This window comes from Naasia lichenicola (genome assembly GCF_004801885.1).
Classification (GTDB): domain Bacteria; phylum Actinomycetota; class Actinomycetes; order Actinomycetales; family Microbacteriaceae; genus Naasia; species Naasia lichenicola.
Map to the genome: position 1 here is coordinate 1 of NZ_SSSM01000007.1, position 16,517 is coordinate 16,517.

Consider the following 16,517-nt stretch of genomic DNA (forward strand, 5'->3'; position numbering starts at 1 on the left):
AAGCGCGCGTGCGCTGTCGGCGGACGGCCGGGCGGCTTGTCGGGCGTCCGCCGTAGAATTGCGGCTATGAGCAGCCCGTCGATCTTCACCCGCATCCTCGCGGGCGACATCCCCGGAGAGATCCTGCACGAGACCGAAAGGGTGTTCGTCCTGCGCGACATCGCCCCCAAGGCTCCCGTGCACCTGCTCGTCATCCCCAAGACCGAGCAGTACGCCAACGTCGTCGAGCTGGCCGCGGGCGACCCGGGTCTGCTCGCGGAGATGGTCGAGGTCGCGAACGCCATGGCCGCCGCAGCAGCGTCATCCGGTCAGGGGGACGGCGATTTCCGCCTCATCTTCAACACCGGCGAAGGATCCGGCCAGACCGTCTTCCATGTCCACGCGCATGTGCTGGCCGGTGGCCTCTCGGAAGGGTCCCTTGGCGACGGCTGACGACGCACGAGCGCCCGAGCAGATCCTGGGGCAGGGTGCCGATGCTGCCGAGCAGGCCGGCACCGTCCAGAGCGTCGAGGTCGACGGCGTCGCCATGGTCCGTCTCCTCGGACCGCAGGATCGCTTCCTCAAGCAGATCGAGACCCAACACCCCGACGTTTCCGTGCTGGTGCGCGGCAACCGACTCACCCTCAGCGGCCCCGACGGATCCGTCCGCGCCGCACGACGCCTCATCGAGGAGCTGCTCCAGATGGTCCGTGACGGACGCGAACTGAGCCCCATCGAGGTCGGCACCTCGGCCCGCATCCTCGAGGGCGACATCACCTCGAGCCCGTCCGACCTGCTCGGCCAGGCGATCCTGACCGCCAAGGGCCGTGCCATCCGGCCCAAGACGATCGGACAGCGCTCCTACGTCGACGCGATCGACCACAACACGATCACCTTCGGCATCGGCCCGGCCGGAACCGGAAAGACCTACCTCGCCATGGCGAAGGCCGTGCAGGCGCTGCAGCGCAAGGAGGTCAGCCGGATCATCCTCACGCGTCCGGCGGTCGAGGCGGGGGAGCGGCTCGGCTATCTTCCCGGCAGCCTGAACGACAAGATCGACCCGTACCTGCGTCCGCTCTACGACGCGCTCAACGAGATGCTCGACCCCGAGCTGGTGCCCAAGCTGATGGCCACCCAGACCATCGAGGTCGCTCCGCTGGCCTACATGCGAGGCCGCACGCTCAACGACTCGTTCGTCGTGCTCGACGAGGCCCAGAACACCACGCCCGAGCAGATGAAGATGTTCCTCACCCGCCTCGGCTTCGGCTCCAAGATGGTGATCACGGGTGACATCACCCAGGTCGACCTGCCCACCGGCGCGAGCGGCCTCCAGCTCGTCACCAAGGTGCTGAACGAGGTCGACGACATCCACTTCGCCCGCCTGACCAGCGAAGACGTCGTCCGTCACACCCTCGTCGGGCGGATCGTCGACGCCTACACGAAGTACGACAGCGAGCGGCAGGCGCGCCAGTTCGAGCGGCGCACCAACGAGGTCGAAGGACGGCGCGCACCCAGCGACTTCCGCCCGCCGCAGAATCGCGCCGAGCGCCGCGGCCACGACAGCGCCCGAGACGCCTCGCGTGACGGCACGCGTGACGCCTCCCGCGACTACCGAAAGGACCGGTAGCCCCGTGTCGATCGAGATCAACAACGAATCCGGCGTCGCGGTCGACGAGGCGTCCCTGCAGCGCCTCATCACCTTCGCCCTCGACCTGCTGCACGTGAACGCCGACGCCGAGGTCGCCATCGTGCTCGTCGACGAGGCCGCCATGGAGCAGCTGCACGTGCAGTGGATGGACGAGCCTGGCCCCACCGACGTGCTCAGCTTCCCGATGGACGAGCTGCGTCCCGGCACCGAGGAGCACGAGACTCCGGCGGGTCTGCTCGGCGACATCGTCGTCTGCCCGCAGGTCGCCCAGGGCCAGGCCGAGACGGCCGGTCACTCCCTCCTTGACGAGATCCATCTGCTCACGGCGCACGGACTGCTGCACCTGCTGGGCTTCGACCACGCCGACGTCGAGGAGGAGCGCGAGATGTTCGGCATCCAGCGCGACATCCTCGTGGGCTTCTCCATGGAGGAGAAGCGACGCGGAGGCACCCGACGACGATGATCGTTGCCCTGCTGATCACCGTGGCGGTGCTGCTCGTGGCCTTCGCCGGCCTGATGGCCTCGGCCGATGCGGCCATCGCCACACTGTCCCGCGCCGACATCCTCGAGCTCGCCGCCACCGCGCGGGCGAAGCGCTCGCTGATCGCGATCGCGAGCGACAGCGGCGCGCACGTCAACGCGATCAGCTTCCTGCGCATCACGTCCGAGACCACGGCGGCGGTGCTCGTCACCTTCGCTCTGATGAGCGCGATAGAGCCGACCTGGGTCGCGCTGATCGCGGCCGCGCTCGCGATGACGGCGGTGTCCTTCGTGCTCGTCGGATCCAGTCCGCGCAGCGTGGGCCGGGTACACCCGCGAACCGTGCTGCGGTTGAGCGCGCTGATCGTGCGCGGCGTGCGGGTGCTGCTCGGCCCCATCGCCGATGCTCTCGTCGCGCTGGGCAACCGGGTCACTCCCGGACGCCCGCGGACCGCCACCTTCACCTCCGAAGAGCAGCTCCTGAGCATGGTCGACGAGGCCACCGAGCTCGACGTGCTCGAGGAGGACGACCGCGAGCTCATACACTCCATCTTCGAGTTCAACGACACCGTCATCCGCGAGGTCATGGTGCCGCGCACCGACATGGTGACCATCGAGTCGACCAGCTCGATCAGCGACGCCATGACCCTGTTCCTCTCCCGCGGCTTCTCGCGCATCCCGGTGCGCGACGCCCAGGACTCCGAGGACATCCTCGGTGTGCTCTACCTCCGCGACGTCGCCCGGTTCGTGCACGAGAAGCCGAAGAAGGCGACCACGGCCACGGTCACCTCGATCGCGAAGGCCGCCCTGTTCCTGCCCGAATCCAAGAAGGCCGACGAGACCCTGCGCCAGATGCAGGTCGAGTCGAACCACTTCGCCGTCGTCGTCGACGAGTACGGCGGGATCGCGGGCATCGTCACGATGGAGGACCTCATCGAGGAGCTCGTCGGAGAGATCGCCGACGAGTACGACCGCGATGCGGCCGATGTCGAGAAGCTGGCGGAGGGCCGCTATCGAGTGGCCGCCCGGATGGCGACCGACGAGCTCGGCGACCTCTTCGACATCGAGCTCGACGACGACGATGTGGATTCGGTCGGCGGACTGCTCACCAAGATTCTCGGACGACTGCCCGTCGCCGGATCGACCGCGACGGTGGCGGGGCTGCTGCTCACGGCCGACCGGACAGACGGCAGACGGCGCAGGATCAGTACGGTGATCGTCGAGCGCGATCCGGATGCACGCGAGCCAGAGCTGGCCGACGACGACGAGAGCCGGGCCATGCGCGCCCAGGCGGAGGCGACACTGCTATGAGAGACACCACGACCGAAGACGGCAGCGCGGAACAGGCAATGACCGAACAGGTGATCACCGAACAGCCCAGCACCGACGCGGGCGACGCCGTCGACTTGTCGGCAGCGCCTGACAGCGTTCCCGAAGAGGGCTTCCGCGCCGGCTTCGTCTCGTTCGTCGGCCGCCCCAACGTCGGCAAGTCGACCCTGACCAACGCACTGGTGGGGGAGAAGGTGGCCATCACGTCATCGAAGCCCCAGACCACTCGGCGGGCGATCCGAGGAATCGTGCACGCCGACACGGGCCAGCTGATCATCGTCGACACCCCGGGAATCCACCGGCCGCGCACCCTGCTCGGCCAGCGGCTGAACGATCTGGTCTCCTCGACGCTGTCCGACGTCGACGTCATCGCCATGTGCTTTCCCGCGAACGAGGACATCGGCCCCGGCGACAGGTTCATCAACGAGCAGCTCGACTCCTACCCCCGGGCCATCAAGGTCGCCATCGTCACCAAGATCGATACCGTGGGCCGCGATCACGTCGGGGCGCAGCTGCTCGCCGTCAGCGAGCTCCGCGACTGGGCGACGATCATCCCGATCTCGGCGATCGACGACATCCAGCTCGACGTCGTGACCCGCGAGCTCATCGCGCTGATGCCGGTGTCGCAGCCTCTCTACGGCGAGGACGCGGTCACGGACGAGACCGACGAGGACCGCATCGCCGAGCTGATCCGCGAGGCCGCCCTCGAGGGCGTCTCCGATGAGCTCCCTCACTCGCTCGCCGTGACGATCGACGAGATGAACGAGCGCGAGGACAAGGACCTCCTCGAGATCCACGCCAACCTCTGGGTCGAGCGCGACAGCCAGAAGGGCATCATCATCGGCAAGGGCGGCTCACGCCTCGGCGACGTCGGAACTCGAGCGCGTGGCGCCATCGAGATCCTGGTCGGCAAGCCCGTGTACCTCAACATCCGCGTCAAGGTCGCCAAGGAATGGCAGCGCGACGCGAAGCAGCTCGGCCGCCTCGGCTTCTGAAGCCGTCGAGTCACAGCCCGCTGGTCGAGTAGGTCGCGCGGCGACCCTATAGAAACGCGTTCACGGCTCCGCCAGACCAACGGAGTATCCGATCTCGTACATCTTGCGGATGATTGAGAGCCGCGAGCGGATGAGATGGCCGCTGGAACAGGGACAACCGCGCATCCGCGCGCTTACGGTGGCCTCATGAACGACAAGAACTGGGCCGAGCGCGTCGCAGCTCTGCTGACCCGGGAGAACCTGGTGCGCCATCGCGCGGGAGTGGAATGGCTTGGCGCCGGCGTCTACTTCCTCTTGGGGCTGATCGCTGTCGTCGGGCGGTTCAACGCGGTGATCGCATTGCTCGTGGTCCTCGGTGGTGCATCCCTCATCGTCCTGCATCGTCGAGCTCCCGGAGTGGCCTTGCTCGGCGGCTACGTGCTCGTAGTCGTGGTGTCGGTCCTGCTCGGCGGGGGATACGCCGAAGCGGACTGGGGCGTGATCGGACTTCCTCTGCTGGTTGTGATGTTCGGCTCCGCCGCTTACGGTCGGGCCCCTATCCGCTGGGGGGCGCTGGGCATTGCCGCTATCGCGGTTCTGGCGGCTCAGGTCGGTCTCGTCTTTCCTCAACTGACGGACATCGGTGGCTTCGGCTACGGCTACACCTTCATGCAGAGCGCAGGCTTCCTCGGCTCCGCGGCGTTCGTCTTCGTGGGCACGTGTGCACTTCTCCTGCTGCCATGGTTCGGTGGCTGGCTGAGTCGCACAGCCGCGCAGCGCAAGGCAGCCGAGACGGGCAAGGTCGAGATCGTCGCCCAGCGGGACGAGCTCGAGGTGTCGGTCGCCCTCGAGCAGGAGCGCAACCGAGTGGCGCGTGACGTGCACGACATCGTCGCCCATTCCCTGGCCGTCGTGATCTCGCAGGCCGACGGAGCCCGCTACGCCGCGCGCAAGTCGCCGGAAGCCGTGGACGATGCCCTCGAGGCGATCTCAGCCACCGCCCGCGCGGCACTCGTGGACGTGCGCTCGCTGCTCACCGACCTCCGCCACAGCCAGGAGGCCGGGCCTCAGCCGGGGATGAACGACATCGACAACCTCGTTCGGAGCTTCCGGGAGTCGGGCCTCGAGGTCGAATGGTCGAGCTACGGCGTCGGCCGTCCGGTGAGCGAGGCGACCGGACTCGGCGTCTACCGCATCGTCCAGGAGTCGCTGACGAACGCCCTGCGACACGGTGCTCGCACCTCGCCGGTCGATCTCGAGTTCGACTGGAGCGAGACCGCACTCAGCATCACGGTCACCAACGACCTGTCCGCAGGCGAGCGCGCGCAGAACGCGGCGGGCCACGGCATCCCGGGCATGCGGGAGCGATCCGCGCTCGCCGGGGGCGCGTTCACGATGGGCGACGGCACCAACGGCAGGTTCCGGATCCGTGCGGTGCTCCCCGTCGACCGCGGCACCGCGCGGACCCAGCCGATGGCCACGCTCCGCACCGCGAGCCAGCCGATCATCCCGACCTCCAGCTCGACGTCGGCCGGGGTGACCTCATGACGCTCACGATCGATGCACCGCCGCCGGCGTTCTCCGCTCCGGTGGCGCCCGGTGCGCCGATCCCCTCCGTGAGCTTCGAGTACGAGACCCTCGTCCGAGCGGTCGTATCGGTGTCCTTCGTGCTCGTGCGGCCATCGGATTCCCTCATCACCGCCATCCCCGCACTGTGAGCGCCTCATGAACCCCGTGATGACGACCATCCGCGTCGCTCTGGTCGACGATCAGCCGCTGTTCCGGTCGGGCCTGCGCATGCTCATCGATTCGCAGGACGACCTCCGGATCGTCGGGGAGGCCGGCGACGGGCGTCAGGCGATCAGCATGGTGGCGGAGTCGCGACCCGATGTGGTCCTGATGGACATCCGGATGCCGATCTCCGACGGGATCGAGGCCACCGAGCAGATCATGGCCCGCGCAACGGAGACGGGGATCGAGCCCCCGCGCATCCTGGTGCTCACGACCTTCGATCTCGACGAGGGCGCCGCGAGGGCCATCCGTGCCGGCGCCAGCGGCTTCGTGCTCAAGGACGCCGAGCCGGAATTCCTGCTCGCGGCGATCCGCACGGTGCACTCCGGCACGGCTGTCATCGCCCCGGCCGCCACCCGTGAGCTGTTCGAGCACTTCGGACTCGGCAGGCCGCCGAAGGACGGCGGTGCCGCCCTCGCCGGGCTCAGCGATCGCGAGCGCGAGATCTTCCTGCTCGCGGCGCGGGGCCTGAGCAACGGGGAGATCGCCCGCAACGAGTTCGTCAGCGAGGCCACAGTGAAGACCCACATCTCGCGCATCCTCGCCAAGCTCGGCCTGCGCGACCGCGTGCAGCTCGTCGTCTTCGCCCACGAGCGCCGACTGCTGGGCTGACGAGCCGAGACCTCTCACGAGCTGCCCAGTTCTGCCGCCTGAATCACGTCGCAGGCGGCAGAAGTGGGCACCTCACTCGCGATGACACCCGCGTAGTGGGGGTCTGTGACGGTGTGTCCCACCCGCGCGCCGAATCGGAGCGCCGTCCAGCACTCCATAGCCTGAGCGGACGGCCGCACCGGGGGGAGGGGCATGTTCGACGGGCTGCAGCAGCAGAGCATCGTGGACGGCCCGCTCTTCGCGGGCTCCTTCGCCACGCTCGCCGGCGCGGTCCTGATCCTCCTGCTGCCGAGCCCCGGTCTCACAGCGAGCCGCAGCTGGTTCTACGTCCGCGTGCTCGCGCTCGCCGCGTTCGGGGCCGGACTCGGCGTGCTGCTCACCTGGCTGCTCAGCGACGTCTTCGACGTCTTCGGAGTCTCACTGACCTGGGTGGTCCGGATCGGCGACACCCTGGCCTTCACCGCCGTGGCGATCGCACTCGGCAACCTCATCGGCACCGCGATCTGGCGCAAGATCCTCGCGATCGTCGCCGCTGCGCTCGCGGCGTGGTGCCTCTTCCTCGCCATCAACGTCGACTTCGGTCAGTTCCCTCGAGTGGGCGACGCCCTCGGCACCACCTATCTCGACGACGCCGTGCTGCCTGCGCTCGACCCGGACGCACCCGACCTGGCCGATTGGACGGCACCCGACGACCTCCCGGGTCGGGGAAGCGTCGGACGCGTCGTCATCCCGGCGACGGCATCGGGCTTCGCCGCCCGTGCGGCCTACATCTATCTGCCGCCCGCGGCGCTGGTGGCAGATCCGCCCAGGCTGCCGGTCGTCATCGCGATGCCCGGACAGCCGGGGGAGCCGGCCGACATGTTCCGCGCCGCCGGGATGGACGCGCTGCTCGACGAGATCGCCCACGAGCATCATGGGGTCGCGCCGATCATGGTCGTGCCCGACCAGTTGGCCGATCCGACGCTCAACCCCATGTGCATCGATTCGCCTCTCGGCAACTCCGCGACCTACCTCACCGTGGACGTGCCCGACTGGATCCGCAGCCATCTCAACGTCGTTCCCGACCGGACGGGCTGGACCGTCGCCGGCTTCTCGCAGGGGGGCACCTGCGCGATCCAGCTCGGAGCGGGCTACCCCGAGATCTTCGGTTCGATCATCGATGTCTCGGGGGAGAGGGTGCCGTCGCTCGGCTCCGTCGAGCAGACGGTGATCAAGGGATTCGCCGGCGATCAGTCCGCCTACCAGGCGGCGACGCCTGAAGGCCTGATGGCGAGCCACACTCCCTATCCGGACACGGTGGCCGTCTTCGCCGCCGGAGCAGGAGATGAGAAGTACTCTGCGAATATGCAGGCGGTGTCGACCGCCGCCGTGGGGGCGGGCATGCACGTCACCCGCGAACTGTCGCCAGGGACGGCGCACGACTGGAATACGGCTCGCTTCGGCTTCCGGTTGGGATTCACCGAGCTGCTGCCTCGGTGGGGGATTTCAGGATGAGAAAAGCGACTGGATGGGTGCTGCGGCTCCCCGTGACGATGACCCTCGCCGCGCTCCTGGTCGCCTGCGCCATCGTCGCCGGCCCGCTGACCGGCCCCTCCAGCGTCCTCCGGGTCTGGGCGGGAACCGGCCTCGTCTCCGTCGCGCACGGTCCCAACCCCCTGTCGCCGATCACCTCATCTCTCTTCACCGACGGGCTCACCGAGCTGCTCGGCGCACTGATCGCCACCTTCGTGGTGATCGGCGGTGCCGAACGCCTGATGGGCCGGTGGCGCACGCTCCTCGCCTGGCTGCTCACCGCCGTCATCGGCGGAGCGGCAGGCATGACGCTGCAGGCGACCGGAGTCATCAGCGCCCAGCTGTGGTCGCACGACGCCGCAGCGGCGATCGTGCTCGACCCGTTCACCCCGATCGCCGGGGCGGCGATGGCTGCCAGTGCATTCGCCAACCGCCTGTGGCGACGTCGGATCCGGGTCATCGGCTTCGCCGGACTGCTGCTCTTCGTGCTCTACTCCGGGACCTCGGCCGACCTCTACCGCCTTCTCGCCGCGGTCGCCGGGCTCCTTCTCGGACTGCTGCTGGCTCCTCGAGCGAGGGTCGCGCTGCGCTGGGAGCGCAGCTCGCACCATGAGGCGCGCACCCTGCTCGCCTCGCTGCTCATCCTCGGCGCCGTCGCTCCGCTGATCGCCGTGGTCAGCCATGTCGCCTTCGGTCCCGTGCACTCCCTCTGGCTGGTGGGAGCGACCGGAGCCGGGTCGCCCGACGATGTCTGCGGCGTGTTCGCGACCGACGACTGCATCCGTGCGCTGGCCTCGATCCGCCTCGACGGCCCCGGCCCGATCATCACGTCGGTCGCGCCACTGCTGCTGCTCGCCCTCTGCGCCTTCGGGCTGCTCCGCGGGCGACGGATCGCGGCGTGGCTCGCCATCGCCGTGAACGTCCTGCTCGCCTACCTGTCGGCCTTCTACGACGGGATCCTCCCGTGGGCACCGGACCGCAGTCAGCTGCTCAGCCCGGACGGGGTGGGGGATCAGGTCATCCCGCTGACCCTCTCTGTGCTGCTGCCGCTCGCCCTGGCGGTGCTCATCGGCATCAACCTCGCGCACTTCTCGGTCCGCCCGTCGACGCAGACCCTCCGTCGCTTCGTGGCCACCGTCATCGTCGCGTTCGTCGGCACCTCGACCATGAACCTGATCGCCGGGTCGGTCACCCGCAACGAGTTCGAGCCGCCCGCCACCCTGCTCAACCTGCTGCTCGACCTGCCGGAGCGCTACTTCCCGGTCGGCTATCTCGACGATCGGCTGATCGAGTTCGCACCGGTCGGAGACACCGCGGCGGCGGTCTACTTCTGGACGGGCGCGGTGTTCTGGATGATCGTGGTCGCCGCGAGCGCCGCGGTCGTCGTCAGCGCCGCGGGTCGTCATCTCGCCACCGACCTCGGACGGGTGCGCACCCTGTTGAGGCAGAACGGCGAGGGCTCCCTCTCGCACATGGCGACCTGGCAGGGCAACACCTACTGGTTCTCGCCCGATGGGGCAGTCGCCGTCGCCTACCGCGTGGTCTCGGGAGTCGCCGTCACGATGACCGGCCCGATCGGGCCTCGCCGCCTGCAGGACGACGCCATCCGCGGCTTCACCCGCTTCTGCGACGAGAACGGCTGGATCCCGGTCTTCTACGGCGTCGTCGAGGACCAGAGCGCCGCCTTCGAGCGGGCCGGCTGGCAGGTGTCTGTCGTCGGCGACGACACCGTGCTCGATCCCGCCTCCTTCGCATTGACGGGCAAGAAGTGGCAGGACATCCGCTCGTCGATCAACCGGGCCGCCAAGCTCGGCATCGAGGCGTCGTGGACCACCTGGGAGGCGCTCTCGATCGCGGCGCGGACGCAGATCGAGGTCATCTCCGAGGAGTGGGTCGCAGGGCGCAACCTCCCCGAGATGGGCTTCACCCTCGGCGGGATCGACGAGCTGCAGGATCCCGACGTGCGCCTGATGCTCGCCATCGACCGCAACGGCCGGATCGAGGCGGTGACCAGCTGGCTGCCCACCTACCGTGAAGGCGCCATCATCGGGTGGACGCTCGACTTCATGCGTCGCCGTCCCGACAGCATGAACGGCGTGGTCGAGTTCCTGATCGCCGCGACCATGCGGCACGCGAAGGATCGCGAACTCGAGTTCGTCAGCCTCTCCACCGCTCCGCTGGCCAGGATCGGCGCCGGATCGGGCAGTCCCGAGGATTCCGACCGCACCGCCCAGGTGCTCGAGTACGTCGGCCGCAAGCTCGAATCGCTGTACGGATTCCGCTCGCTGCTGGCATTCAAGATCAAGTTCCAGCCCGCGCTGCGGCCGGTGCTGCTCGCGGTCCAGGACGCCTCGGTGCTTCCGGCCGTCGGCATCGCACTGGTGCGGGCGTATCTGCCGAGCATGACCGTCGCGCAGGTGCTGAGCCTGATGCGCACCCTGATCCGTCCCGTCGGCGAGGCGCCGCGCACCGCGCCGGTCACCGCGCCCGTCCGCGTGATCTCGCCCGATTCCTCAGCGACCGGTGCCCATCCGGTCGGTTCGGATTCCGCCGTGGCTGTCGAGGCCCCGGCGCATCACGGAGCTCCCACCAGCTGAGTCCGGCGTCGGGCCTTCGAGCAGACCAGCACCCCGGGTAAGCAAAGCATTCCCGATGCTCGGTGGCCACCTCTCCTCCTGTCGGCCACCCCTATAAACCTGGCCGACGGTAGAAGAGGTTGCCGCGGGCGCGCCAATGGTTGCCGAGGGGCTCCCCGATCGAGGCGAGCTTTTCGAGACGTTCGGCCACCTTTGGGGACGTTCGGCCACCTCTATGAACCGGGCCGACGGTAGGAAAGGTGGCCGCGGCGGCATCACAGGTGGCCGAGCTGAATCCCAAGGTGGCCACGCAGCGGAAGCGCGGTGGCCAGGCAAGCCGCCGCTCCGCCGCCCGTTCGCGCCCGGTCCGCCCGCCTCTCTGCGCCCGATCCGCCCACAGCTGCAGGGGCGGTCCGCCGCCCCGTCCGGAGAACGGTGCGTCCTAGAGTTGGCTCGTGAGGATCGGGCTGTTCGGGGGGTTCCGCATCGAGTCCGCCGGTGCGGCCCTCGAAGTGTCCGGCACGATGCAGCGCGCGGTCCTCTTCCGGCTCGCGCTGGACGCCGATACGACCGTCACCTACCGCGACCTCGCGGACGACGTGTGGCCTGCAGGTCCGCCGGAGAACACCCGCGCCGCCCTGCAATCCATCGTCTCCCGGCTGCGCGCTCAGCTCCCCGACGGCGCGATCCTCTCCGAGGCGGGCGGCTATCGCCTGGCCGTGAGCCGGGACCGCATCGACGTGCTGCGGTTCCAGGACCTCGTCTCGGCGGCCGAGGCGGCGGAGGCCGCGTCGGCCGCTGCGCTCGCCACCCATGCCCTCGCCTGCTGGGTGGGCCAGCCCTGGACGCCCGGCGACGGCTTCGACTGGCTTCTCGACGACCTCGCCGCCGATCGCACGAAGGCTCTGGACCTCGGCGGAGCGATCCGCACGCCGCTCGTCGGAATCCGCCCCACCGCGCCTCCTCCGCTGACCGCCCTCGTCGGCCGACTCGACGAGCTGATGCTCATCGACGACCAGCTGCGCGACAACCGACTGGTCACCGTGCTGGGCACCGGCGGTGTCGGCAAGACCCGGCTGGTCGCAGAGGCGGCACAGCACCGGCCTGGCTCCGTCTTCGTCGAGCTGGCTCCGGTCGAAGGCGCCGAGATCTGGCAGGCGGTATCGAGCGCCATCGGGCGCGAGGTGCGCACGATCGACACGACCAGCCCCGACAGCATCCCGGCTCGGTCCCGCGTGCTCGGCGCGCTGGAGGGCCGCGAGCTGCTGCTCGTCCTCGACAACTGTGAGCATCTCATCGACGCGGCCGCCCAGCTCGCCGACGAGCTGCTGCGCACCCTGCCGGCGATCCGGATCCTGACGACGAGCCGCGAGCCGCTCCGCCTCGCGGGGGAGGCCTTCGTGCCCCTCGGCGCGCTCGCACATCCCGATCTCGCAGAGATCGATCGCACGGCGACCGGCTCGACAGCCGAATCCATCGACCCGTCGATGGCGGATCGCCTGCGCAGCTACCCGGCGATCGAGCTGTTCGACCGCAGGATCATGGCCGCCCGCGGCAGCCACGCGAGCGAGGCCGAGCTGGCCTCGGCAGCCCGCATCTGCGCCCGACTCGACGGTCTTCCGCTGGCCCTGGAGCTCGCTGCGGCCCGCACCCGCACGATGTCGCTCGCAGAAGTCGAATCCCAGCTCGACGACCGGTTCGCCTTGCTCGGCCGACCTCAGCGCGGCGGCAGCAGTCGCCACTCCACCCTCAGAGGGATGATCGACTGGAGTTGGGAGCTGCTGAACGACGGCGAACGGCTCATGCTCGGCCAGCTTGCCGTGCTCCCCGGCGGCGCCTCCGTCGCTCACACCGCCCGGCTCGCCGCCGACCTCGGCTGCTCGCCCGAAGATGCCGAGACTCTCGTGGACCGCTCTCTGGTGCAGCGCATGGCCGGCCGGTACCGGGTGCTCGAGACCATCCGCGAGTACGGCCGATCGCAGCTCGCCGAGTCGGGCGCGCTGGACGAGGCGCTGCTGCGGCAGGCGAGGATCCTCGGCGCCGAGAGCGTCCGTCAGGATGCCCGGCTGCGATCCTCCGCCATCGACGAGGCGATCGCCTGGTTCGATACCGAGGAGGACAACATCGCGGCGGCGCTGCGCGATTCGATCGACGGACGGCATGCCGAAGAGGTGGTCGCGCTCTCCGCCGGCAATGCCTGGTACTGGGTGATCCGCGACCGTCACGCCGACGCGTTCGACTGGATGCGCCAAGCGGGCGACCTCGCCGAGCAGGTCGACTCGTCCGAAGGCAGGCTGGTGCGCCTGGTGTCGCAGGTCCTGGGCATGTTCCCCGATCCCACTCCCGACATCGAGCCGACGGCCGACGCGGCCGTCACCCTGCAGCCCGCTCTCACCGGCGACCCGCTCGACCCGTTCGGAGGCGAGATCCCCGACCTCGACGCCTTCGCGGTCGGCGCCGGCGGTCACGATCTCCTTCAGATCGCCCCGCCGCTGATCGGCTCATTCGCCGCGGCTCGCCTGGCCGGCCGCAGCACGATGGACATCGAGGTGCCCCGCGGGGAGGAGCTCGGCCTCGACCCATGGCCGACCGCCATGCTGCACGTCGCCCGTGCTGCACTCGCCGAGAACCGGGGGGACGTCGCCACGCTCGGCACGGCCACCGAGACCGCCGTGCAGATGATGCGGCAGATCGGCGACCGCTGGGCGCTCGCTCTCGCCCTGCAGCTGCGTTCGCAGTGGCTGCTGCTCCAGGGGCGCCTCGCGGAGGCGCTGGCAGCCGGGGATGAGTCCACGGCGAACTTCCGCACCATCACCTCGGCCGAAGACCTCCTGCAGCAGCAGAATCTCGCCGTGCAGGTCCTCATCCGGCAGGGCCGCTGGGACGAGGTGGACGATCGCATCCGAGAGATCCTCTCGGTCGCGCGCCGAGAAGGCACGGGCACCGCTCTGATCCAGGCCCTCCTGATGGCCGGGCTCGCCGAAGTGGCCCGCGGCAGCCTCGTCACGGCTCACGAGCTGATGGAGGAGATCGACGCCCTGCCCAAGAATCCGAATCGATTCCCGCTTCAGCTGACGGCGTCGATCGACCTGCTCCGCGCACGGATCGCTCTGCTCGACGGCAAGCCGGACCAGGCCGAGGCCGCACTGCACTCGGCCGCCACCTCCGCCGCGAACAGCGGCGACCAGCCGATCATGTCCTCGGTGGCGGTGGGGATCGCGGCACTTGCAGCGCAGCGCGGCGATCGAGAGGGAGCCGCGCGGGCGATCGAGCTCGCCGCCGAGCTGCGGGGGGTGCTCGACAGCACCGATCCGCTCATCCTCGATGTCCAGCGGGCGCTCGAAAGCCCCGACCGCTCCCGCACACATGGTGCGGAGCGACCGGGGCTCGAGGCGATCGGGTCAGCCGGATCAGGGTCCGGATCGACGATGGAGCTGGCTCAGATCTTGCGACGGTAGGCCCACATCGCGAGCGGGAAGAACACCCCGACCAGCACGACGCAGGAGCCGAGGACCCAGAGCAGCTCGCCGCCGAGAGTGGTCCCGACCGGCATGGCCGATTCGCCGAGCAGCAGGCCGCGCATGGCGTCGATGACGTGGGTCACCGGGTTGATCGCGACCCAGCTCTGCAGCCAGTCCGGCAGGGTCGACGCGGGGACGTAGGTCGACGAGCCGAAGGTCAGCGGGAAGACGATCAGGAACGACAGCCCCTGCACGGCTCCCGAGCTGCGGGCGAGCATGCCGACGAAGACGCTCGTCCAGCACAGCGAGACCGCGAACACGATGATCATCACGATGGCGAGCGCGACGTGCATCCAGTCGGTCTGCACGCGGAAGCCGAGGATCATGCCGAAAACCAGCGACACGGTGATGGCGATGAGGTGCCGGACGATGTCGCCGGCCACCGCTCCCATCAGGGGAGCGGAGCGCGCGATCGGCAGCGAGCGGAACCGGTCGAAGACGCCCTTGGAGATGTCGGTGTTGAGGTTCACGCCGATCGTCATCGAGGTGAACATGATCGTCTGCACGATCAGGCCGGGCAGCAGGAACTGCAGGTAGGCGTGGGTGTCGCCGGCCACCGCTCCGCCGAAGATGAACACGAAGATCGTGGTCATGATGACGGGCTGCAGGCTGACGTCGATGAACTGCTCGGGGTTGCGCAGCATCTTGGTGACCGTGCGGCGGGCGAGCACGAAGGTGTCGTTGAGCCCGGCGAGCGGGCCGCGGCTCGCCTGTTCGGGGATTGCGGACGGGACGGGGCGGGTGAGGGTGGCTGTCGTCATGATCAGACCTCCTGGAGGATCGGGGCGGAATCGGCGGGCGCGCTGCCGGATGCGGCGCCGCCGGTGAGGGAGTAGAAGACCTCGTCGAGGCTGGGCAGGCGCAGGGCGAGCTCGGCGACCGGGATGCGGGCATCGGCGAGCTGTCGCACGACGTAGTCGAGGGCGCTGGAATCGGCGACCGGGACGGAGAGCAGATCGGGTGCGGGCTGCTCGGGCTCGCGGGTGCCGACAGCAGCGAGCATGCCGCGCACCGCGCCGAGGTCCGAGACGGAGAGCGGACGGACCTCGAGGGTCTGGCCGCCGACCTGGCGCTTGAGGCCCTGGGGGGTGTCGTGCGCGATCACGAGCCCGTGATCGATGACCGTGATCACGTTGGCGAGTGCGTCCGCCTCCTCCAGGTACTGCGTCGTGAGCAGGACCGTCGTGCCCTGGCGGACCAGCGAGCGGACCATGTTCCAGACGTCGTCGCGCTTGGCCGGGTCCAGTCCGGTGGTCGGCTCGTCGAGGTAGACGACGCTCGGACGTCCGATCAGCGAGGCGGCCAGGTCGAGGCGACGGCGCATGCCGCCCGAGTAGGTCTTGGCGAGGCGCGATCCGGCCTCGGCGAGGTCGAACTCGGCGAGCAGCTCGGCGGCACGTGCCTTGGCGCCGCGGCTGGACAGGCCGAGGAGCCGGCCGATCATGACGAGGTTCTGCACTCCCGTGAGGTCCTCGTCGACGCTGGCGTACTGGCCGGTGAGGCCGATGCTGCGGCGCACCTCGCGGGGGTCCTTGACCACGTCGTAGCCGGCGACGCGGGCGGTGCCGCTGTCGGGGGTGATGAGGGTGGCGAGGATGCGGACGGCGGTGGTCTTGCCGGCGCCGTTGGGGCCGAGGACGCCGAGGATGGTGCCCTGCTCGACCTCGAGGTCGATGCCGGCGAGCGCCTGCGTCGACCCGAATCGCTTGGTGAGGCCGTGGGCCTCGATGGCGAGAGTCATACCTGCTCCTTTCGTGAGCCTGGTGGGTCGCATCCGTGGATCGGAACGCGACGTCGGCAACTCTGCCCATCCGCCTCTGTCATCCCGCTGTCGCCCGCTGTCACCCCCTGTCAATTCCTACGTTCCGGCCCTATGTGCACGAAATTGCGTAGGAATCCGCGGGGATCGTAGGTACTCATCCAGCGGGCCCGTCATCGAGTGCGGACCAGACAGAGGGCGTCCATGTGGACGAAACGGTCACACGTGCGCGAAATTACGAGCACATTCGGCCGGAACGTAGGAACTGGGAGGAGGTAGGGGGCAAGTGCTAGCCTGCTGGAATGCTTCCGGGTCTTCTCCTCCTTAGTCGCCGCG

The 16,517-nt window shown here is 69.2% G+C and carries 13 protein-coding genes; 11 read left to right on the forward strand and 2 right to left on the reverse strand.

Annotated features, from left to right (window positions below):
• Window positions 1-66: 66 nt before the first annotated feature.
• From E6C64_RS18530 to E6C64_RS18575, 11 genes are all read left to right on the forward strand, one after another.
• Window positions 67-432 carry an HIT domain-containing protein gene (locus tag E6C64_RS18530; protein ID WP_136429390.1) on the forward strand — a complete coding sequence of 122 codons (366 nt, stop codon included), beginning with the start codon at window positions 67-69 and terminating at the stop codon, window positions 430-432.
• A 94-nt stretch (window positions 433-526) separates the two neighbouring features.
• A complete protein-coding gene (locus tag E6C64_RS18535) occupies window positions 527-1,606 on the forward strand; it encodes a PhoH family protein (RefSeq protein WP_233255742.1) in 1,080 nt (359 codons plus the stop codon).
• 4 nt (window positions 1,607-1,610) lie between these two features.
• Window positions 1,611-2,090 (forward strand): rRNA maturation RNase YbeY, encoded by a 480-nt coding sequence (gene ybeY, locus E6C64_RS18540; RefSeq protein WP_136429392.1) that lies wholly within the window; start codon window positions 1,611-1,613, stop codon window positions 2,088-2,090.
• Window positions 2,087-3,418 (forward strand): hemolysin family protein, encoded by a 1,332-nt coding sequence (locus E6C64_RS18545; protein ID WP_136429394.1) that lies wholly within the window; start codon window positions 2,087-2,089, stop codon window positions 3,416-3,418. Before ybeY ends, E6C64_RS18545 begins: the two co-directional genes overlap by 4 nt.
• Before the next feature lie 38 nt (window positions 3,419-3,456).
• Entirely contained in the window at window positions 3,457-4,431 is a 975-nt protein-coding gene (gene era, locus E6C64_RS18550) for a GTPase Era (protein ID WP_136429396.1), read from the forward strand.
• Window positions 4,432-4,617: 186 nt separating this feature from the next.
• On the forward strand, window positions 4,618-5,958 hold the full coding sequence (locus E6C64_RS18555; RefSeq protein WP_158437931.1) for a sensor histidine kinase: 1,341 nt from the start codon (window positions 4,618-4,620) through the stop codon (window positions 5,956-5,958).
• Window positions 5,955-6,128 carry a hypothetical protein gene (locus E6C64_RS19175; protein WP_158437932.1) on the forward strand — a complete coding sequence of 58 codons (174 nt, stop codon included), beginning with the start codon at window positions 5,955-5,957 and terminating at the stop codon, window positions 6,126-6,128. The genes E6C64_RS18555 and E6C64_RS19175 overlap by 4 nt, the downstream gene beginning before the upstream one ends.
• A gap of 19 nt (window positions 6,129-6,147) precedes the next feature.
• The gene (locus tag E6C64_RS18560; RefSeq protein ID WP_136429400.1) at window positions 6,148-6,813 is read left to right on the forward strand and encodes a response regulator; all 666 of its coding nucleotides are present in this window, start codon (window positions 6,148-6,150) and stop codon (window positions 6,811-6,813) included.
• 192 nt (window positions 6,814-7,005) lie between these two features.
• Entirely contained in the window at window positions 7,006-8,307 is a 1,302-nt protein-coding gene (locus tag E6C64_RS18565) for an alpha/beta hydrolase (protein WP_136429402.1), read from the forward strand.
• Window positions 8,304-10,922, forward strand: coding sequence for a DUF2156 domain-containing protein (locus E6C64_RS18570; RefSeq protein ID WP_136429404.1), 2,619 nt, complete (start codon window positions 8,304-8,306; stop codon window positions 10,920-10,922). The genes E6C64_RS18565 and E6C64_RS18570 overlap by 4 nt, the downstream gene beginning before the upstream one ends.
• A 434-nt stretch (window positions 10,923-11,356) precedes the next feature.
• The gene (locus E6C64_RS18575) at window positions 11,357-14,359 is read left to right on the forward strand and encodes an ATP-binding protein (RefSeq protein WP_136429406.1); all 3,003 of its coding nucleotides are present in this window, start codon (window positions 11,357-11,359) and stop codon (window positions 14,357-14,359) included.
• On the opposite strand, the gene E6C64_RS18580 is transcribed toward E6C64_RS18575, so the two are convergent.
• Both E6C64_RS18580 and E6C64_RS18585 read right to left on the reverse strand, forming a co-directional pair.
• Complete coding sequence (locus tag E6C64_RS18580) at window positions 14,341-15,183, reverse strand: ABC transporter permease (protein WP_136429408.1); 843 nt, start codon at window positions 15,181-15,183, stop codon at window positions 14,341-14,343. The genes E6C64_RS18575 and E6C64_RS18580 overlap by 19 nt on opposite strands.
• A 2-nt stretch (window positions 15,184-15,185) precedes the next feature.
• Window positions 15,186-16,163, reverse strand: a complete 978-nt coding sequence (locus E6C64_RS18585) for an ATP-binding cassette domain-containing protein (protein WP_136429410.1) — start codon at window positions 16,161-16,163, stop codon at window positions 15,186-15,188.
• Window positions 16,164-16,517 lie beyond the last annotated feature (354 nt).